The organism is Stenotrophomonas sp. AB1(2024), assembly GCF_037482345.1.
Lineage (GTDB): Bacteria > Pseudomonadota > Gammaproteobacteria > Xanthomonadales > Xanthomonadaceae > Stenotrophomonas.
Window position 1 is genome coordinate 2,233,944 of the sequence record NZ_JBBHKO020000001.1, and the last position, 19,659, is coordinate 2,253,602.

General features: G+C 65.5%; 20 protein-coding genes. 13 read left to right on the forward strand and 7 right to left on the reverse strand.

The window, feature by feature from the left end; translation table 11 throughout:
• Window positions 1-4: 4 nt before the first annotated feature.
• Window positions 5-862, reverse strand: coding sequence for an EamA/RhaT family transporter (locus WIX41_RS10210; RefSeq protein WP_339447202.1), 858 nt, complete (start codon window positions 860-862; stop codon window positions 5-7).
• 55 nt (window positions 863-917) lie between these two features.
• On the opposite strand from WIX41_RS10210, the gene WIX41_RS10215 reads away from it, so the two are divergent.
• The 7 genes from WIX41_RS10215 (at window position 918) to WIX41_RS10245 (ending at window position 9,676) form a co-directional block, all read left to right on the forward strand.
• The gene (locus tag WIX41_RS10215) at window positions 918-1,592 is read left to right on the forward strand and encodes an alpha/beta hydrolase (protein ID WP_339447204.1); all 675 of its coding nucleotides are present in this window, start codon (window positions 918-920) and stop codon (window positions 1,590-1,592) included.
• The gene (gene zapE, locus WIX41_RS10220; protein ID WP_339447206.1) at window positions 1,589-2,689 is read left to right on the forward strand and encodes a cell division protein ZapE; all 1,101 of its coding nucleotides are present in this window, start codon (window positions 1,589-1,591) and stop codon (window positions 2,687-2,689) included. Before WIX41_RS10215 ends, zapE begins: the two co-directional genes overlap by 4 nt.
• Before the next feature lie 568 nt (window positions 2,690-3,257).
• Complete coding sequence (locus WIX41_RS10225; RefSeq protein ID WP_339447208.1) at window positions 3,258-5,642, forward strand: ribonucleoside-diphosphate reductase subunit alpha; 2,385 nt, start codon at window positions 3,258-3,260, stop codon at window positions 5,640-5,642.
• Window positions 5,643-5,832: 190 nt separating this feature from the next.
• Window positions 5,833-6,852, forward strand: coding sequence for a ribonucleotide-diphosphate reductase subunit beta (locus WIX41_RS10230; RefSeq protein ID WP_339447210.1), 1,020 nt, complete (start codon window positions 5,833-5,835; stop codon window positions 6,850-6,852).
• A gap of 139 nt (window positions 6,853-6,991) precedes the next feature.
• A complete protein-coding gene (locus tag WIX41_RS10235; protein WP_068848408.1) occupies window positions 6,992-7,405 on the forward strand; it encodes an acyl-CoA thioesterase in 414 nt (137 codons plus the stop codon).
• A gap of 49 nt (window positions 7,406-7,454) precedes the next feature.
• Window positions 7,455-8,276 (forward strand): NAD-dependent protein deacetylase, encoded by an 822-nt coding sequence (locus tag WIX41_RS10240; protein ID WP_339447214.1) that lies wholly within the window; start codon window positions 7,455-7,457, stop codon window positions 8,274-8,276.
• A gap of 293 nt (window positions 8,277-8,569) precedes the next feature.
• Window positions 8,570-9,676 (forward strand): NADH:flavin oxidoreductase/NADH oxidase, encoded by a 1,107-nt coding sequence (locus WIX41_RS10245; RefSeq protein ID WP_339447216.1) that lies wholly within the window; start codon window positions 8,570-8,572, stop codon window positions 9,674-9,676.
• 89 nt (window positions 9,677-9,765) lie between these two features.
• Here WIX41_RS10245 and WIX41_RS10250 read toward each other — a convergent pair whose 3' ends face one another.
• Window positions 9,766-10,692, reverse strand: coding sequence for a LysR family transcriptional regulator (locus WIX41_RS10250; RefSeq protein ID WP_339447218.1), 927 nt, complete (start codon window positions 10,690-10,692; stop codon window positions 9,766-9,768).
• Window positions 10,693-10,831: 139 nt separating this feature from the next.
• On the opposite strand from WIX41_RS10250, the gene WIX41_RS10255 reads away from it, so the two are divergent.
• The 3 genes from WIX41_RS10255 to WIX41_RS10265 all read left to right on the forward strand — a co-directional run bounded on the left by WIX41_RS10255 (window position 10,832) and on the right by WIX41_RS10265 (window position 12,886).
• On the forward strand, window positions 10,832-11,101 hold the full coding sequence (locus WIX41_RS10255; RefSeq protein ID WP_339447219.1) for a DUF2798 domain-containing protein: 270 nt from the start codon (window positions 10,832-10,834) through the stop codon (window positions 11,099-11,101).
• A gap of 78 nt (window positions 11,102-11,179) precedes the next feature.
• Window positions 11,180-12,031: a formyltetrahydrofolate deformylase gene (gene purU / locus WIX41_RS10260; protein WP_339447221.1), complete on the forward strand. Its 852-nt coding sequence runs from the start codon at window positions 11,180-11,182 to the stop codon at window positions 12,029-12,031.
• Between the two features lie 216 nt (window positions 12,032-12,247).
• Window positions 12,248-12,886 carry a LysE family translocator gene (locus WIX41_RS10265; RefSeq protein ID WP_339447223.1) on the forward strand — a complete coding sequence of 213 codons (639 nt, stop codon included), beginning with the start codon at window positions 12,248-12,250 and terminating at the stop codon, window positions 12,884-12,886.
• Between the two features lie 245 nt (window positions 12,887-13,131).
• Here WIX41_RS10265 and WIX41_RS10270 read toward each other — a convergent pair whose 3' ends face one another.
• The 5 genes from WIX41_RS10270 to WIX41_RS10290 all read right to left on the reverse strand — a co-directional run bounded on the left by WIX41_RS10270 (window position 13,132) and on the right by WIX41_RS10290 (window position 17,214).
• Window positions 13,132-13,455: a SymE family type I addiction module toxin gene (locus WIX41_RS10270; protein ID WP_339447225.1), complete on the reverse strand. Its 324-nt coding sequence runs from the start codon at window positions 13,453-13,455 to the stop codon at window positions 13,132-13,134.
• A gap of 571 nt (window positions 13,456-14,026) precedes the next feature.
• The gene (locus tag WIX41_RS10275) at window positions 14,027-14,458 is read right to left on the reverse strand and encodes a cupin domain-containing protein (RefSeq protein ID WP_339447227.1); all 432 of its coding nucleotides are present in this window, start codon (window positions 14,456-14,458) and stop codon (window positions 14,027-14,029) included.
• Window positions 14,455-14,955, reverse strand: coding sequence for a carboxymuconolactone decarboxylase family protein (locus tag WIX41_RS10280; protein ID WP_339447229.1), 501 nt, complete (start codon window positions 14,953-14,955; stop codon window positions 14,455-14,457). Before WIX41_RS10280 ends, WIX41_RS10275 begins: the two co-directional genes overlap by 4 nt.
• Before the next feature lie 413 nt (window positions 14,956-15,368).
• Window positions 15,369-16,376, reverse strand: coding sequence for an alpha/beta hydrolase (locus tag WIX41_RS10285; RefSeq protein WP_339447231.1), 1,008 nt, complete (start codon window positions 16,374-16,376; stop codon window positions 15,369-15,371).
• Between the two features lie 25 nt (window positions 16,377-16,401).
• The gene (locus tag WIX41_RS10290; protein ID WP_409187488.1) at window positions 16,402-17,214 is read right to left on the reverse strand and encodes an AraC family transcriptional regulator; all 813 of its coding nucleotides are present in this window, start codon (window positions 17,212-17,214) and stop codon (window positions 16,402-16,404) included.
• Between the two features lie 222 nt (window positions 17,215-17,436).
• Here WIX41_RS10290 and WIX41_RS10295 point away from each other — a divergent pair, with 222 nt between their 5' ends.
• The 3 genes from WIX41_RS10295 to WIX41_RS10305 are packed head-to-tail and all read left to right on the forward strand — an operon-like array spanning window position 17,437 to window position 19,649.
• Entirely contained in the window at window positions 17,437-18,180 is a 744-nt protein-coding gene (locus WIX41_RS10295) for an SDR family NAD(P)-dependent oxidoreductase (protein ID WP_339447235.1), read from the forward strand.
• A 19-nt stretch (window positions 18,181-18,199) separates the two neighbouring features.
• Window positions 18,200-18,604, forward strand: a complete 405-nt coding sequence (locus WIX41_RS10300) for a VOC family protein (protein WP_339447237.1) — start codon at window positions 18,200-18,202, stop codon at window positions 18,602-18,604.
• A gap of 37 nt (window positions 18,605-18,641) precedes the next feature.
• On the forward strand, window positions 18,642-19,649 hold the full coding sequence (locus WIX41_RS10305) for a saccharopine dehydrogenase NADP-binding domain-containing protein (protein ID WP_339447239.1): 1,008 nt from the start codon (window positions 18,642-18,644) through the stop codon (window positions 19,647-19,649).
• The last annotated feature ends 10 nt before the right edge of the window (window positions 19,650-19,659 follow it).

Genomic DNA, 19,659 nt, shown 5'->3' on the forward strand with positions numbered 1-19,659 from the left:
GCACCTACCCCCACGCAATAAATCCGATCGCCACCACCGCCAACACCAACCCCGCGCGGTTCCACCGCGTGGTTGGCTCGCCAAACGCAAACACCCCCACCAGCGCGCCCAGCACCACCACGCCGATGTTCATCCCGGCAAACACCGTGGCCGGGCTGTCCGGCATCGCCTGGTGGGCGTGCACGTAAAACAGGATGTTGCCGCCATTGAGCAGGCCCAGCAGCGCGCCGGCGCTCACGTTGCGCGCGCGCAACCGGCTGCGTCCGCGCACGTGCCGCCACAGCTGCAGCGCCAGCATCAGCACGAAGGCGATGCTGAAACAGGCCAGCAGCGCCGCCATCGACGGCGTACCTGACAGCGCCACCTGCTTGAGCAGCACATCCACCAGCGCAAAGCCCACCCACACCGCCAGCAGCCAGCGCCAGCTGCCGGCGTCACCGGCCACGGCCGGCCCGCGCGGTCGCAGGCTGATGCCCAGCATCGCCACCAGCCCCAGCCCCAGCCCGAGCAGCTTGAGCGCGGTCGCGGTCTGCCCGAAGAACAGGAACGCGGCCAACAGCGACAGCAGCAGCGACAGCCGCTGCGCCACATCGGTGCGCACGATCCCGGCCACCGCCACCGTGCGGCCCAGCACCAGGAACAAGGCGGGCAGCACCACCGCCAGCACCAGCAGCGACGGCCACGGCGCGTGCGCGGCCTGCAGCGCGTCCAGCGGCGGGCGCAGCACCACGGCGGTGAGCGCGGCGGCCACCAGGTAATTCCAGGTCACCATCTGGGCGACATCCAGCTGGCGGCGCGCGGCCAGCTTCAGCAGCACCGACACCAACACGCTGCAGACCACGCTGAAAAGCAGATAGAACATGGGGTTCCAGGCAGGCGCGGCGGTGAAGCCCGCGGGGGAGCGGTATTATGACGCCATGCACAATCCCCCTTTCCCCACCCAAAACGCCACCCTGCAGCTGGCCGGCCCGGTCGGCGCGCTGGACGTGGCGGTCGACCTGCCCAAGGCGGACGTACCGGTGCAGCCGGTCGTGGCCGTGATCTGCCACCCGCTGTCCACCGAGGGCGGCAGCCTGCACAACAAGGTGGTGACCATGGTCGGCACCAGCCTGCGCGAGCTGGGCGTGTCCACCGTGCGCTTCAACTTCCGCAGCGTCGGCACCTCGGCCGGCGAGTTCGACCACGGCGTGGGCGAGCAGGATGACCTCAAGGCCGTGGTGGCCTGGGTGCGCGAACAGCGCCCCGACGCCACCCTGTGGCTGGCCGGCTTCAGCTTCGGCGCCTTCGTCTCGCTGCGTGCGGCCGCCGACCTGCAGCCGGAAGTGCTGGTCTCGATTGCGCCGCCGGCGGGGCGCTGGGACTTCGATGGCGTGCAGCCGCCGGCCCACTGGCTGGTCATCCAGGGCGAAGAAGACGAAATCGTCGACCCGCAGGCGGTCTACAACTGGCTGGACAGCCTGGACGCGCCGCATGAGCTGGTGCGGATGCCTGAAACCAGCCACTTCTTCCACCGCAAGCTGATCGACCTGCGCGGGGCGCTGCTCCACGGCCTCAAGCATTGGCTGCCCAACACGGACAGCGCCACCGCATGAGCGACACCGCAATGACCCCGTCGCAGCGTTACGCCGAAGGCGTGGCCCGGGGCGAATGGCAGAACGACCCGGCCCAGCACGCCGCCCTGGCCGAACTGGACCGCATCCACCTGGCGCTGGTCGACAGCGCCCAGGACGGCTGGCTGGACCGCCTGTCGGCGTTCTGGAAGAAGCCCGACCCGGTCAAGGGCCTGTACTTCTGGGGTGGGGTGGGGCGCGGCAAGACCTTCCTGGTGGACCTGTTCTATGACGGGCTGCCGATCGAGCAGAAGTACCGCACCCACTTCCACCGCTTCATGCGTGGCATCCACGAGCGCCTGCGCGAGCACCAGGGGCAGAGCGACCCGCTGGCCCGGATCGCCCAGGAATGGCGCAGCAAGCTGCGGGTGCTGGTGCTGGACGAATTCTTCGTCACCGACATCGGCGATGCCATGCTGCTGGCGCGCCTGCTCGAACGCCTGTTCGCCGAAGGGGTCACCCTGGTCACCACCTCCAACACGGCGGTGGAGAACCTGTACCTGAACGGCCTGCAGCGCGACAGCTTCCTGCCCGCGATCAGCCTGCTGCAGACCTACTGCGTGGAGCTGTACGCCGAGGGCACCGAAGACTACCGGATGCGCGCGTTGACCCATTCGCCGGTGTACCAGGCCCCGCGCGACGAGCACAGCGACGCCTGGCTGGCCAGCCGCTGGGCCGCGCTGAGCGGCGGCCAGCCGCCCAAGCCGGGCAACATCGAGATCGAAGCGCGCAAGATTCCGGTGCGCGCACGCGGCAAGAGCATTGTCTGGTTCGACTTCAAGGCCCTGTGCGAAGGCCCGCGCGGCCCGTCGGACTACATCGAGATCGCCCGCGAGTTCAACACGGTGTTGCTGGGCGACATCCCGCACTTCGACCGCATGAACGAAGACGCCGCGCGCCGCTTCGTCAACCTGATCGACGAGTTGTACGACCGCCACGTCAACCTGGTCTGCACCGCCACCGACGCCCCCGTGGCGCTGTACACCGGCACCCGCCTGCAGGGCGCCTTCGAGCGCACCGCCTCGCGGCTGATAGAAATGCAGAGCGCCGAATACCTGGGCACGCCCCACCGGGCGTGATCGGGACACGGGCTGGACACTGGCTGGGCACTGGCTGGAACACGGGTGTAGAGCCACGCCCTGCGTGGCTGCGCGGTGCCCGATCCGCGCATGATTGTTACGCCCGCGTGACGCCCGATCGTTCCGTTTTTCGAACCCTTGAATCGCATCAAAAGTCGCTCTGAACCCTTGACTGCGCACTCGCTTTCGACAGGTCGCGACCGTTCGTCGGACGCCCCCAACACCGAATCCTTGCGCCGCAAGGGATTGCCCTGATTCACTACATTTGGCGTTGACGGACCCATATACCCCCACTATCTTGTGGCTGTCGGTCTCTTCGACCACAAGTCGAAGGGTCCAACGGGCCCCAATGCCCGCCGACAACCGCATGCCGTGCAGGGTGCGGCGCTGGTAGCGCCAGTCTCCGGGGGGAGATGACCGGTGAAGCAGGGAAGCGTCCGCAGCGCCGTTGCGCCGGTCGCGTCCCATGCGACACCGACAGTCCACCCTGAGCGCTGAGCGCACCGGTCCCACGCCTACCGAGCAGGCGGCCCCGCACCACTTCAAATCACGCCAAGAGGAAAACGCCGTGAGCACCGAAACCAGCGCAGCCACCGACCAGGAAAGTGAATTCCTGTTGACCTCGCCGCCGACCGCGACGGCCATGAGCGTCACCAAGCGCAACGGCACGACCGAGCTGGTGGATCTGAACAAGATCGTGCGCGCGGTGCAGCGTTCGGCCGAAGGCCTGCATTCGGTCGATCCGATGCGCGTGGCCACCCGCACCATTTCCGGCCTGTACAACGGCGCCACCACCCAGGAACTGGACGAACTGTCCATCCGCACCGCCGCCCTGCTGATCGGCGAAGAGCCCGAGTACGGTCGCCTGGCCGCGCGCCTGCTGGCCAACTACATCGCCAAGGAAGTGTCGGGTCAGGAAATCCACGCCTTCTCGCAGTCGGTCGGCCGTGGCCACGAAGTGGGCCTGATCAACGACCGCCTGCTGAACTTCGTGCAGACCAACGCGCGCAAGCTCAACGACGCCATCGAGATCTCGCTGGACCTGAACTTCGATTACTTCGGCCTGCGTACCCTGTACGACCGCTACCTGCTGCGTCATCCGCACACCCGCAAGGTGATCGAGACCCCGCAGCAGTTCTTCCTGCGCATCGCCAGCGCGCTGAGCGAAGACGTGCCCGAAACCCTGGCGCTGTACAAGCGCATGGGCAGCCTGGATTACCTGCCGTCCTCGCCGACGCTGTTCAATTCCGGCACCACCCATGAACAGCTGTCCTCGTGCTTCCTGCTCGACTCGCCGCAGGATTCGCTGGAATCGATCTATTCCAAGTACGGCGATATCGCCCAGCTCTCCAAGTTCAGTGGCGGCATCGGCGTCAGCTACACCCGCGTGCGTTCGCGCGGCTCGCTGATCAAATCCACCAACGGCCATTCCAACGGCATCGTGCCGTGGCTCAAGACCATGGATTCGTCCGTGGCCGCGGTGAACCAGGGCGGCAAGCGCAAGGGCGCGGCCTGCGTGTACCTGGAAACCTGGCACGCCGACATCGAGGATTTCCTCGAACTGCGCGACAACACCGGCGACGAATCGCGCCGTGCGCACAACCTGAACCTGGCCAACTGGATCCCGGACCTGTTCATGAAGCGCGTCGAAGCCGACCAGGAATGGTCGCTGTTCGATCCGCGCGTGGTGCCCGAGTTCACCGACCTGTTCGGTGAAGCCTTCGAGCAGGCGTACCTGCAGGCCGAAGCACAGGGCAAGGCCAACCGCACCATCTCCGCGCGCAAGCTGTACTCGCGCATGATGCGTACCCTTGCCGAAACCGGCAACGGCTGGATGACCTTCAAGGACAAGTGCAACCGCGCCAGCAACCAGACCCTGCGCGCCGGCAACGTGATCCACCTGTCCAACCTGTGCACCGAAATCCTGGAAATCACCTCGGCCGAAGAAACCGCGGTATGCAACCTGGGCTCGATCAACCTGGGCAACCATTTCGATGCCCACGGCGAGTTCGACTACGACAAGCTGGCCGACACCGTGCGCCTGGCCGTGCGCCAGCTCGACCGCGTGATCGACCTGAACTTCTACCCGATCGAATCGGCGCGCCGCGGCAACCTGCGCTGGCGCCCGGTGGGCCTGGGTTGCATGGGCCTGCAGGACGTGTTCTTCCGCAAGCGCCTGGCCTTCGACAGTGCCGAAGCCCGCGCGCTGTCCAGGAAGATCGCCGAGACCATCTACTTCCACGCGCTGGAAACCTCGGTGGAACTGGCCCAGGAACGCGGCAAGCACCCGTCGTTTGCCGACACCCGTGCGGCCAGCGGCGAGCTGCAGTTCGACGCCTGGAACGTGGTGCCCGAAGACAGCGCGCGCTGGGATGCCCTGCGTGAGCGCATCAAGGAACACGGCCTGCGCAACTCGCTGATGATCGCCATCGCCCCGACCGCGACCATCGCCTCCATTGCCGGCTGCTACGAGTGCGTCGAACCGCAGGTGTCCAACCTGTTCAAGCGCGAAACGCTTTCGGGCGACTTCCTGCAGGTCAACCGTTACCTGGTGAATGAGCTGAAGAAGCTGGGCCACTGGACCCCGGAAATGCGCGACGCCATCAAACTGGCCGAAGGCTCCATCCAGGGCATCACCCAGATTCCGGAAACGCTGCGCCACGTGTACCGCACTGCGTGGGAGCTGCCGATGCGTTCGCTGATCGACATGGCCGCCGAACGCGGCGCGTTCATCGACCAGTCCGCCTCGCTCAACCTGTTCATGGAAAGCCCGAACATCGGCGCGATGTCCTCCATGTACATGTACGCCTGGAAGCAGGGCATCAAGACCACCTACTACCTGCGTTCGCGTCCGGCCACCAAGATCGCCAAGACCACCGTCAGCAGCTACACCCCGGTGGAAGCCGTGGCCTGCTCGCTGGAAAACCCGGAAGCCTGCGAGGCGTGCCAATAAGAGGCGTGCCGGCCCGCCGGCACCCCACGCAGTAGAGCCGGGCTCTGCCCGGCTGCTCCACCGGCACAACGTCGGAACAGAAGCTCGGTAGCGCCGGCCGTTGGCCGGCCCTCCGCCAACCCTGGCGACCCCAAACACACGGCGTGTACCCATCGTTGATCGGTGCATGCTTTTGAAGGACGAAACACCCATGGCCGACAAGCCCAGCCAAATGCTGCTCGATCCCGGTTTTGAACTGACCCTGCGCCCCATGCGCTACCCGCAGTTCTACGACATGTATCGCAACGCGATCAAGAACACCTGGACCGTGGAAGAAATCAACTTCCAGATCGACATCAGCGACCTGCACGGCAAGATGTCGCCGGGCGAACGCCACCTGATCCACCGCCTGGTTGCGTTCTTCGCCACCGGCGATTCGATCGTGTCCAACAACCTGGTGCTGAACCTGTACCAGCACTTGAACGCGCCCGAAGCGCGCATGTACCTGTCGCGCCAGTTGTACGAAGAAGCGCTGCACGTGCAGTTCTACTTGACCCTGCTCGACAACTACCTGCCGGACCCGGAAGAGCGCGCCAAGGCGTTCGACGCGGTGGAGAACATCGACTCGATCAAGAAGAAGGCCGACTTCTGCTTCAAGTGGATCGACTCGATCCAGGGCCTCAAGCGCATCGAAACCCGTGACGAGCGCCGCCAGTTCCTGCTCAACCAGATCTGCTTCGCCGCGTGCATCGAAGGCCTGTTCTTCTTCGCCGCCTTCGCCTACGTGTACTACTTCCGTTCGCGCGGCCTGCTCAACGGCCTGGCCTCGGGCACCAACTGGGTGTTCCGCGACGAAAGCGCGCACATGGAGTTCGCTTTCGAATGCGTGGACGTGATCCGCGAGGAAGAACCGGACCTGTTCGACGACGCGATGAAGCAGCAGGTCTATGACATGCTCGCCGAAGCGATCGAATGCGAAGTGCAGTTCGCCGAAGACGTGCTCTCCGGCGGCGTGGCCGGCATTTCCACCCGCGACATGCGCCAGTACCTGCAGCATTGCGCCGACAACCATTTCCACCGCCTGGGCATGGAAAAGAAGTACAACGTGCGCAACCCGCTGAGCTTCATGGAACTGCAGGACGTGCAGGAGCTGACCAACTTCTTCGAACGTCGTTCCTCGGCCTACCAGGTCGGCGTGAAGGGCGAAGTCTCCTTCGACATGTCGTTCTGATCCCGGTCAGATCGTATCCCGACAAACCCCGGCGCCGCCGGGGTTTTTCATGTCCGTAGAGCCACGCCCTGCGTGGCTGCTCCACGGCCTCACCCCCGCTGCCGTATCATCCGCCCGACCCCCTTTCACGGCCGCCCCCATGACCGCCACCCCCGACGTCGTCCCGCCCACCGAAGTGCGCATGGCCGAAATCGTCTTCCCCAACCACACCAACCACATGGGCACCCTGTTCGGTGGCCAGGCGCTGGCGTGGATGGACAAGGCCGCGTTCCTGGCCGCCGCGCGCTACTCGCGCCGCACCGTGGTCACCGCCCGTTCGGACCAGGTCGATTTCAAGCTGCCGATCAGCATCGGCCAGATGGTGGAAACCGTGGGCCGCATCGTTGAAGTGGGGCGCAGCTCGATGAAGGTGGAAGTGGAGCTGATCGCCGAAGACCTGCACACCGGCGAGCGCAAGCTGTGCACCCGGGGTCACTTCGTCATGATCGCCCTGGACGAGAACCACAAGCCCACCGCCGTGCCCGCGCTGCCGGCCGATATCGCCGGCCCCTAGAACGGGCAGGGACGATTGCGAAGCCCGCAATCGCCCCCATCTAGCTGGCATGTCTACCCAACTGGCTGACTTCATCGACCGCGCCCGCCGCCTGTTCGTCCTTACCGGCGCCGGCTGCAGCACCGACTCGGGCATTCCCGATTACCGCGATGCCGACGGCCAGTGGAAGCGCACCCCACCGGTGAACTACCAGGATTTCATGGGTGAAGCGGCCACCCGCCAACGCTACTGGGCGCGCAGCCTGCTCGGCTGGCCGCGCTTCGGGCAGGCCCGGCCGAACGCCACCCACGCCGCCCTGGCCGCACTGGAAGCCCGTGGCCAGGTGGAAGTGCTGCTCACCCAGAACGTGGACTGCCTGCACCAGCGGGCCGGCAGCGCCGCAGTGATAGATCTGCACGGCCGCCTCGACCAGGTGCGCTGCATGGGCTGCGAAACCCGCAGCGGCCGCGAAGCTTTCCAGCAGGCGCTGCTGGCCGCCAACCCCGGCTGGGACCGCCTCGACGCCGCCCAGGCCCCCGATGGCGATGCCGATCTCGACGGCGTGGACTTCAGCACCTTCAACGTACCCGCGTGCCCCACCTGCGGCGGAATCCTCAAGCCAGACGTGGTGTTCTTCGGCGAAAACGTACCGCGCGAGCGCGTCGATGCCGTACACGCCCACCTGCAACAGGCAGACGCCGTCCTAGTGGTCGGCTCCTCGCTGATGGTCTATTCCGGCTTCCGCTTCGTCCAGGCCGCCGCCAAGGCGGGCCTACCGGTAGCCGCCCTGAACATCGGCCGCACCCGAGCAGATGACCTCCTCACCCTCAAGGTAGAGCAGTCCTGCGCAGACGCCCTGTCATTCCTCCTACCAGCCACCGCATCGGCCTGACCCGCGAACGAAACCCGCACGCGCAAACTGCCTGTACGCTTCTCTGGTAGAGCGAGGCCATGCCTCGCTGGCCTCACCGTTCCACCAACGAATCACCTGTATGCGCCCCTGGTAGAGCGAGGCTATGCCTCGCTAGCCTCACCGTTCCACCCAACGAATCGCCCGCAACCTGCTCCGGTAGAGCGTGGCCCTGCCGCGCTGGCCTCACCGTTCCAAATACAAGGTTGCCTGCAGCCCCACATCGGAGTGCAATAACGCCCCGGTTTCATTCTTCCTCCCCGAGTCGCCCGCCCGTGAGCCAGCTTTTCTCCCCCGTTTCGTTCGGACCGCTGACGCTGTCCAACCGCATCGTCATCGCCCCGATGTGCCAGTACTCCTCCACCAACGGTCAGGCCAACGACTGGCACCGCCAGCACCTGGGCCAGCTGGCCCAATCCGGCGCCGGCCTGCTGATCCTGGAAGCCACCGCCGTACTGCCTGAAGGCCGCATCAGCTGGGCCGACCTGGGCCTGTGGGACGACGCCACCGAAGCGGCGCTCACCTCGGTCATCGCCTCGGTCAAGCAATGGTCACCGATGCCACTGGGCGTGCAGTTGGCCCACGCTGGCCGCAAAGCCTCCTCGTCGCGCCCCTGGGAAGGCGGCGGCCAGCTTCCACCCACCGACCCCAACGGCTGGACTGCCGTAGCCCCCTCCGCACTGCCGTTCGCGGCCAATGGCCCCACGCCTGACGCGCTGGACGAAGCCGGCATCGACGCCGTGGTCGAAGCATTCGCCGTCGCCGCGCGCCGCGCCGAGCGCGCCGGGCTGGACCTGATCGAACTGCACGCCGCCCACGGCTACCTGCTGCACCAGTTCCTGTCGCCGCTGAGCAACCAGCGCCAGGACCAGTACGGCGGTTCGCTGGAAAACCGCATGCGCCTGCTGGTGCGCGTGTTCGATGCGGTGCGCGAAGCGGTGTCCGACCGCATCAGCGTCGGCGTGCGTATTTCGGCCAGCGATTGGGTGGCCGGGGGTTGGGACATCGAACAGAGCAGCACGCTTGCGCAGATCCTGGACATGCGTGGCTGCCAGTTCCTGCACGTCTCCAGCGGCGGGCTCGACGCCCGCCAGCAGATCCCGCTGGAGCCGGGCTACCAGGTGCACTTCGCTGCGGCCATCAAGGCCAAGGTGCGCATGCCGGTCATCGCCGTGGGCCTGATCACCGATCCTTCGCAGGCCGAATCGATCCTGCGCCACGGCCATGCCGATGCGGTCGCGCTGGCGCGCGGCATCCTTTACGACCCGCGCTGGCCGTGGCATGCCGCTGCCGCCCTGGGCGATTCGATCACCCCCGCACCGCAGTACCTGCGCTGCGAACCGCGCGAAGCACGCGGCGTGTTCACCGCGCCCACGGCATAACGCCGCCGTTGGCCGAACCGGCATCGCCTGAAACGGGCATCGCCGGGGAAATCGGTAGCGCTCGACCGTTTGTCGGGCGTTGCCTGATCTCACGCAACATCCACCCGCCAAGCGGCAGGTAACCCGTCAACGACATGCTGCATCAACGCCCGGACCTTGGGCGTCAGATCGCGCCGGTCACTCACGCACAGGAACAGCCGCATCGGCTCCGGCGACGTACGCGCCCCATCGCCCGACGCGAACAGCACCTGCAACTCCCCCCGCGCCAACCATGGCGCCGCCACGAACGCCGCCAACCGCGCGATCCCACCCCCGGCTGCGGCCATCGCCGCCAACGCATCGATGTCATCGGAGACCAGGGCAGGGCGCATCTCCGCCTCGAAGCGCATCCCCTCGCGCACGAACCCCCACGGCAGCAGCCGCCCATCCACCGGGTAGCGGAACACCAGGCAGCGATGATCGCGCAGGTTCTCCGGCGTTGCCGGCACCCCGGCCTGCGCCAGGTACGACGGCGCAGCGCAGACCTGGAACGGCACCTGCGCAATGGCACGCGCCACCAGTCCCTCCACCAGCTGTGGTTCGATCCGGATGCTCACGTCCACGTCTTCATGCGCATGGTCCACGCTGCGGTCGGCCAGCAGCAGCTCAATCGACAGCTGTGGATAGCGCGCCTGCAGCGCCGGCAGCATCGGCGCCAGCACATGCCGCCCGAACGCCGAGGTGCTGGCGATGCGCAGGCGACCGTGCGGTGTCGCCGCCGGGTCGGTGACCGCCGCCTGCGCACGTTGCAGATCGCGCTCGATATGGCGCACCTCGGCCAGGTACAGCGCGCCGCGCTCGGTCAGCGCCAGCGTGCGCGTGGTGCGGTTGAACAGGCGCACGCCCAGATGCGTTTCCAGCCGTGCGATGTTCTGCCCCACCGCCGCCGGACTGATCCCCAGCGTGCGCGCCGCCGCCGCCAGGCTGCCGGCATCGGCGGTGCGGATGAAGCTGCGGATTGACTGCAGAATGTTCATGATGGCGCCAATCCTGACCGGTCATTGCAAAGAATTACTTTATAAAGAGCCAATGCGGCGCGGTCTACCCTCGCCGGAAGGCGCTGACTATCGTGCCGGTCCCGCAACCGCCGGTTGCCGTTGAACTGGACCACCCCGCATGTCGCAACGCCCGCAAACCCTGGCTACCGCTCGCTGGAAGCTGGGTGCCCGCGCCACCCCGTACGTCTTCGCCTTCTTCATGGCCTCGATCATGGCCATGCTGATGTGCCTGGTGATCACCGCCGCCAATGCCGGCGTCAACGCCGACTTCCCGGTGCGGGTACTCAGCGCCTACCAGCTGGCCATGCCCACCGCGTTCTGCTGCGTGCTGCTGGTGCGCCCGCTGGTGGTGCGACTGGTCGCATTGACGGTGCATCCGGCGCGCTGAACGAAACGCAGCGCGCACCCAAAGTTTCAGCTGACAGCATCCCTACAGGGCGCCGCGCCGGTCCTCTACACTCGGGACATGCGCCCTGATTCCATCCTCACCCTGTCATGCCCGGACCGTACCGGGATCGTCTACCGTGTCTCCGGCCTGCTGTTCGAGCAGGGCTGCAACATCCTCGATGCGCAGCAGTTCGGTGACGACGAGATCGGTCGGTTCTTCCTGCGCGTGCACTTCGACCGCGACCCGCGCCAGCCCATCGAGACCATCCAGACCCGAATGGTCGGGTTGGCAGCCGACTTCAAGATGGACTGGCAGCTGCATGACGCCCGGCGACGCGCGCGCCTGCTGGTGCTGGTGAGCAAGCAGGGGCATTGCCTCAACGACCTGTTGTTCCGCGCGCACAGCCGGCAGTTGCAGGTCGACATCGCGGCGGTAGCCTCCAACCATGAAGACTTCGGCCCGCTGGCGGGCTCCTACGGCATCCCGTTCCATCATCTGCCGGTGAACGCCGACAACCGCGCCGTGCAGGAACAGCAGATCATCGATCTGGTCGAACGCGAACAGATCGACCTGGTGGTGCTGGCGCGCTACATGCAGATACTGTCACCGCGCCTGTGCGAAGCCTTGGCCGGGCGCGCGATCAACATCCACCACAGCTTCCTGCCCAGCTTCAAGGGCGCACAGCCGTACCACCAGGCCCACGCACGCGGGGTAAAGATCATCGGCGCAACGGCCCACTACGTCACCTCCGACCTTGACGAAGGCCCTATCATCGAACAGGACGTAGCGCGGGTAGACCACGCCATGACCCCGCGTGATCTGGTCCGCCTTGGCAGCGACACCGAATCGCAGGTACTGGCGCGTGCTGTACGCAGGCACGTAGAACACCGCATCATCCTCAACGGCCACCGCACCGTAGTCTTCCGATAGCGACCCCTATAGTCGCAAGCGAACCGGTAGCGCCGAAGAGAACGGCAGGAGCCGTTCTCAACGTTGCGGAGCGACGGCCCGAAGGGTGCCCGCCAGGACGGCGGGCATAACGTTGGCCGGCCTTCACGATGTCGGCAGAAAACCGTGCGGTAGAGCCGGCCTCTGGCCGGCTCCTCAGTGAAAATAGAGCACCACCGCACCACACCGGAGTAACCAGTGCTAGCACCCTACTGGGCAGAATTCCTCAGCCTGGCCATAGTCCACCTGTTAGCAGTAATAGCCCCAGGCCCAGACTTCGCCGTAGCCGTTCGCCAAAGCATACGCTTCGGCCGAAAGGCAGGAATCTACACCTCGCTGGGAATAGGCGCAGGCATCTCGGTCCATGTCCTCTACACCCTGATCGGCGTAGGCGCACTCCTGCACACAACCCCCTGGCTGATGACCGCAGCCAAATGGCTGGGCGCGGCCTACATCTTCTACCTCGGCATCAAGTTCCTCCGCAGCAAGCCAAGCGCAGGCGGCGAGGCGACCCCCGATGCACCGAGCGACACCGTGCAGCAAACCCCCAGGCAAGCCTTCGTCATCGGTTTCATGACCAACGCCACCAACCCCAAGGCGACCCTGTTCTTCCTGGCCGTGTTCACAACACTGGTCAGCGCCAGAACACCGCTCCCCGTGCAGATGCTCTACGGCCTGTGGATGTGCCTGGTCAACGCTGCATGGTTCGTCCTGGTCAGTGTAGCCCTCTCCGCAGCAGCTGTACGCCAGCGCTTCATGCGAGCCAGTCACTGGTTCGAACGGGTGATGGGCGTGCTGTTGATCGGGTTTGCGCTCCGGCTGGTGTTCAGCGCCTAGAGGCGGTCAAGCAGAGCCGGGCGCTACCGTGGCTCGGGCTACGATTGCCGCGTCTGGATATGTACGGAGCTTCGGGCAAAGCCTGGAAGTGTTCAGATGCCGCCACTGGTTACAGGCTTGGCCGTTTGACGGGAGCTATCCCTAAGGGCATCCGCGAAACCCCCGCAAGGGGGTTTGTTCTTTGGGGCTGAAAGCGGCCGGGCAGAGCCCGGCGCTACATGGGGCCAGCCGAGCAGGGTCTGGCTCTATCGTTCCTGATCCGCCTTGCGAGAGCGCTTCTTTTTCGGCTCGTGTTTGAGATAGCGATAAGGCAACGGCACAGGCGCCTCATCAAGCGTCAGCGTGACACGCCCGGGCGTTACTTCTACAAACACCCGATGCCCCGTCTTGAACCCCGACCGCTCCAACCACACCCCGCAAAGCGACAACTGGGGAATGGCCAGGCCCGGCGGCAGGATGTTGCCGGCAGGGTGCCGCAGGGCGGAAATGCGTAAGCTCTTGGGCTGATACCAGCCGATGCCAACCTGCTGGCCGGGATCGTTGCATGAATCCATCTTTGAACTGCGCATGCGTCTACTCCATCGGAAGTACTCCCTCGTCGGCGAGGAAGGAGTCGGGAGGTTGATATCCGTTCGACCAACGGTGTGACTTATTCCCCAGGGGGTGTTGTATTCGCCACCCTCCCGACGCAGAGCTTCAAACTTTGATTGGTCGAACGAGGGGATATCAAACCCCGAATCCAGACGATGCACAGCTACTCAAAGGAAGAGAAGTTGATGCTTGCCCAGCATACCGACGCTCTCAATTGATGGAGCGTATGGTTTGACGCAAGTGAGCCGAATACTGCTCACCAAGCGATGCCTACTGGGATCGAAGTCCCACAATCCAAGGCACGCGGCCGCGCGAGAATCGATCGTCAGAGATCCACGACGATCGAACGTAGTGTCGCCAATGGCGTGGACCGCGCGGCAGAAAATTGTGGTAGCGCCGGCCGTTGGCCGGCCGAGGCGATCCTGATGGGTTCATGAGGGCCGGCCAACGGCCGGCGCTACCGTACAGGGTACCGATCAGATCACCGCAACTGGCGGCCGCTCACGCTGCGTACCTTAGGTCCGGGGTTCCTGCGGTACGCGCGTGGTATTACTCCGCCGGAATGAGCAGCGGCTTCTCTTTGTCTTTCAGGAGGAAGACCACGAACCTGGCGGGCTTGCTCTGGCTGGCATTGCGGCCCACGGTGTGGACATCGTTCGGGCCTTCATAGAACGTCTCGCCTGCCTTGACGGTCTGCTCAGGCTTTCCCCTCACACCCATGATGATGGTGCCATCGAGCACGTACACGATGGCATGCGCATCATGGCGATGCACGGGGTCAACCGCACCGGGCGGGTAGTCGACGGTGATGAGCGTGATCTCTTTGCCCGGGTAGTCCTGCAGCGCCTGCGATGTCACCTCGGCGACCACCGCGTGCGGCGCGTCGGTTGCATGCGTGCCCCCGTGCGCGATGGCGGCGCCGGACAGCAGGCAGAGGCCGACGGAGAGAGTGAGAGCCGCCCACATCGCGCGCCCGTTCATCGTGCCACCGCCGGGGCGAAGGACAGGCCAGCCTTGTCCAATCCCCATGTCTTGTCGAAGGAGCCGGGGACAGCGAGGAAGGCCACGTTGATGCGGTTCCAAGCGTTGATGCCCGCGATCACGAAGGCGAGATCGGAGATCTCGTTCTCAGAGAGTTCACCGCGAACGCGCTCGTACAGTTCGGTCGACACGCCCTCCTTCGGAATGCACGTCAGCGCCTCGGTCCAGGCCAGGCTCGCACGTTCGCGGGGCGAGAACAGGTTGGATTCACGCCAGATCGCAACGTGGTGAAGCCGCAGTGCGCTTTCACCGTGGATGGTGGCCTGCTTGACGTGCATGTCCACGCAGAACGCGCAGCCGTTGAGCTGCGAGGCGCGGATGTGCACGAGATGGCGGATGGACGCTTCGATGGAGCTCTTTGCTTCAGCCATACTGAGTTCCATGAGCTTCTTGGTCAGCTCGGGGGACTGCTGCTGGTAGTCGAGACGTTGGGTCATGATCCTGGATCCTGTGGAGGGGCGCCGAGGAGTTGCAGCGCGGTGCCACGGTATGCCCAGCCACCCCCTCCCGGTAGAGGGCTGCGGGTAACTTCGTTGTTTACTCCATCGCAACAATGAAGCGTCACACGGCTGCGCGCTGGCGCGTCTATCTCCCATGGAGTAACCATAGGGGCAGGTATCCAGATCCTGGCCTGGCCGCCTCGTTATAGCGAGCTCGGCTGAAGCCGTGATCTGCTTCGAAGTGCGGCTGTAAGTCACAATGCGCGTGCGGATTCCCTTCAGCGGCAGCAATAGCCCTGGGAGTTGGATGCGCAGCCTTTTACTTCTGATGGCAACAACCGTGGCAGCGGCCCTTGCGGCAGAGAACCCGCTTCCAGTTCCATCTCTGGAAGGACTGAACCCAAGGGTACTCACTCTGCTGGCACTTTCGAGCCATCAGACAGTATGCCGATAGCGCCCAGCCACGTGCGCGCCAGCGACGGCCAGTTCGCCAGCGGTGTGTTCGACACGCGTAGGCCGAAGGCGTGGCCGCCATGCGGGTAGAGGTGCAACTCAGCGGGAATCCCGGCCTGCTGCAATGCCAGGTAGTACGTCATGGAGTGACGAACGTCATCGGTGGGGTCATCGCCTGCCTGCAGGATGAAGGTCGGCGGACAGTCCGCCGCGATTCGCACTCCCGCATCCAGCGCCAGGCCTGGCTTGCCCTTGTCCCACAGATGGCCCGGATACAGCGCCAAGGCAAAGTCCGGCCGCGTGGCCTGCTGGTCGGCCGCATCAACGGCGTCGTAACTCCGGGCCGGGGAATTGCTGACGTCCGCCACCATGCGTCCACCGGCAGAGAACCCGATTACGCCCACCCGATGTGGATCTACGCCCAGTTCGTGGGCCTGGGCCCGCAACAACGCGATGGCCCGCTGCGCATCCTGCAGTGCCATTGGCACCGCGGGGATGCGTCGGCAATTGCATTCGTCAGCCCAATACGGGCCGGAGCCGGGAACGCGATACTTCAGCAGCACGCAGGTGATGCCCTGCCCGACGAGCCAGTCGCAGACCTCGGTACCCTCCAGGTCGATGGCCAGCACGCGGTAGCCACCGCCAGGAAAGACTACGACCGCCGCGCCGGTATTGGCCACGGACGGCCTGTAGATCGTCATGCTGGGCCGGGAGACCAGTTGGACCATGGTGATCGGCTGGCCGGCAATGGTCCCCGGGCTGCGACCGAAGCGTTCGGCACCGGTCGTGGCGGGCGGCGTGATAGCCAGGGTATCCGGCCACAGCGGTTGCTCGATGGCGGGTGCCTGGGGATGCCAGGGGCGATCCTGCGGGTCGATCAGCGGCTCCGCACCGGTGCGAGCAGCCTGGCAGGGGGCGCAGGCGAGCAAGGCGAAGAGCCAGCCCAAGGCGGTGGTCCATTTCATCCAGCGCGTTCCAAGCCCATGTCGCTTACCCACGCCGGCTTGCCATCATGCGCGCCGCATCCTGCGAGGGTGGCAGACCGAACGCACGCGCGTATTCGCGGGTGAACTGGGTGGGGCTTTCATAGCCGACATCGAGCGCGGCTGCGGTAACGCTTGTTCCGCGCGTCGCCAGAATCTGGCGTGCCTGCAACAGGCGAAGCTGCTTCTGGTACTGAAGCGGGCTCAGTGCGGTGGCGGATTTGAAGTGACGGTGGAACGCTGATTCGCTCATTGCCACCTGTTCGGCCAATGCGGCGATGCGCAGCGGTTTGGCGTAGTCGCTGCGGATGCGCTGGATCGCGCTGCTGATACGGGCCAGCGCCGAATCCGGCGTGGCCAACTGCCGCAGCATGCATCCGTGTGGTCCCTGCAGCACGCGGTACAGGATCTCGCGCTCGTAGGCCGGGGCCAGCGCAGGTATCTCGCTGGGGCGTTCCATCAGGCGCAGCATGCGTACCCACGCATCCATCAGTTCGGGGGTGACGGCGGCGACGTTGAAGGCCTCGGTCTGGGTCGAGGGCTCGCCGCGCCCGGTGGCAGCATCGGTGGTGTCGCACAACAGCGCAGCGATGATGCCAAGGTCCAGCGTGAGGCTCACCGCCAGGTACGGCTCGCCGGTGCTGGCTGGGTGCACCGCACCCACCGCCGGCAGGTCCACGGACATGATGAAGTAGGTGGCCGGGTCGTAGTGGAGGGTCTTCTCACCCACCGTCATGGATTTACTTCCCTGCAGGATCAGGTTGATCATCGGCTCGTATACGGCCGCCAGGGCATGCTCCGGGATCTCGCCCTGCACCATGGCAACGCGGGGAATGCCCGTATCGGTACGGCGATTCTCGGCATGAGCGGCCAAGCGGCGCAGTTCTTCCAGTGCGTTGTCCATGTACACATTGGACACCCGCCGCAGGGGGCTGGCAAGGCGGAAAGCAGGAATAGGCAGGAATTGGCGAGGATCAGGTCGGCGCCCCGCAGCCGGCGACCCTAGCCTGTGCATCTCCCCTCACTGCACAGGACTACCTGCATGAAACACGTACTGATCACCGGCGGCAGCCGTGGCATTGGTGCCAGTGCTGCCCTTCACTGCGCGCGGCGCGGCATGGGTGTCATCCTCACCTACAACGCCCAGCCCCATGCTGCCCAGCAGGTAGTGGAGCGTATCCAGGCAGAAGGCGGCACGGCAGTGGCCTTGCAGCTGGATGTGGGCAACACCGGAAGCTTTGCGGCGTTTGCCGCGACGTTGAAGGACACCCTGCAGGGCACTTGGAGCGCCTCCGCGCTGGATGGCCTGGTGAACAACGCCGGGTTCGGGCTGTTCAATCCGATCGAGACGGTGACCGAGGAACAGTTCGACGGTCTGTTCAACGTGCATTTGAAGGGGCCGTTCTTCCTCACGCAGGCACTGCTGCCGCTGCTGGGTACTGGCGCGAGCATCGTCAACGTCACCAGTGCCACCACGCGTGTGGCCACCGCCGGGGTGGCGCCCTACGCCGCCTTCAAGGGTGGGCTGGAAGTGCTCACCCGCTACATGGCCAAGGAGTTCGGCGAGCGCCGCATCCGCGTCAACGCGGTGGCGCCCGGTGCGATCCGCACCGAGCTGGGCGGCGGGCTCAATGATGAATTCGAAGCCCTGCTGGCCTCGCAGACGGCACTGGGCCGGGTAGGTGAGCCGGACGACGTGGGCCGCGTCATTGCCGGGCTGCTCGGTGATGAGCAGGCCTGGGTCAATGCGCAGACCATTGAAGTAGCAGGCGGCTACAACATCTAGTTCGCAACGGGAGTACGACATGCTCGACCACATTTTCCTCACTGTCACCGACACCACCCGTTCGGTCGCGTTCTACACGGCCGCGCTGGCCCCGCTGGGCATCGTCAACCGGCTCGACTACGACGGCCGGCAGGGCCCACCCGGCCACCCGGACCTGAAGGGCTTCGGCGCAGGCGGCCGGGTCTTCTTCTGGCTGCGGCAGGGCGTGGCGGCGGCGCAGGCGGTTCATGTTGGCTTCGTGGCAGATTCCAGGGCGATGGTCGATGCAGCCCATGCCGCCGCGATGGCCGCCGGCGCCAGCGAGATCCATCCGCCGGGCCCGCAGCTGCACTACGACCCACGCTACTACGCCGCGCAGGTGCGCGATCCGGATGGCTACAGCCTGGAGTTCGTTTACAAGAGCTGGCAGCACGGCCATGAATGACGTCGCTGCATCGCGCACAACAGGGGACTAGGTCACCATGAAGACACTGATGATCTACGGTGCATCCGGCTACACCGGTCGCATGGCTGCAGCGCACGCAAAGGAAGCTGGCCTGAAGCTGGTACTGGCAGGGCGCGACGAAGCTCCGCTGCACGCGCTGGCCACGCGCCTTGGCGTGGAGTACCGCGTGTTCGCGCTGGATGCCGCGGGCGATGTGGACTACGGGTTGCACGACATCACGGTGCTGCTCAACTGCGCTGGGCCGTTCGCGCATACCGCAGGAGCGCTGATGGAGGCTTGCCTGCGTAGCGGCGTCCACTACCTGGATATTGCCGCCGAGCTGGGCAGCTACCAGCTGGCCGAGCGCCATGACCTGGGCGCTACCGAGGCAGGGGTGATGCTGATGCCGGGTAGCGGGGGCAGCGTGGCGATGCTTGGCAGCCTAGCCGCGCGAGCCGTTGCGCATGTGCCGTCACCGGTGGCCATTCGTATCGCGTTGCATGTCGCGGGTTCAATGTCGCGCGGATCGGCGCTCAGTGCCAGCCAGCACGTAACAGCCCAGTGCCTGATGCGAAAGGATGATGTGCTCACGCCGCGAGCGCCGGATGCGCTGCGTGACCTCGATTTCGGCAAGGGCCCGTTGAGTTGCTTCCCGGTGACGCTGCCTGATCTGATCACCATCGCCAGGCAGACCGGGGTTGGCGATATCGAAACCTACGTGCATGTCTCCGGCAGCGCGTTCCCCGAAGGCGGGATCGATGCACTCCCGGATGGACCCACCGCGCAGGAGCGTGCCGACAACCGGTACCAGGCAGCGGTAGAGGTGGTCGGCGCGGACGGCGCCATCACCCGCGCAGTGCTGGACACCGTGAACGGCTACAGCTTCACGCCCCTGGCCGCGATCGTGGCTGCGCGCCGTGTGCTGGCAGGGGAGGCGCGCCCGGGCTTCCAGACGCCTGTAGGGGTATTCGGCAGCGGCTTCGCTGAAACCATCGCCGACACCCGTATCACCTTCATTGACCCAGCCCCCCCCGCGACTCGCTAAGGAATCCACC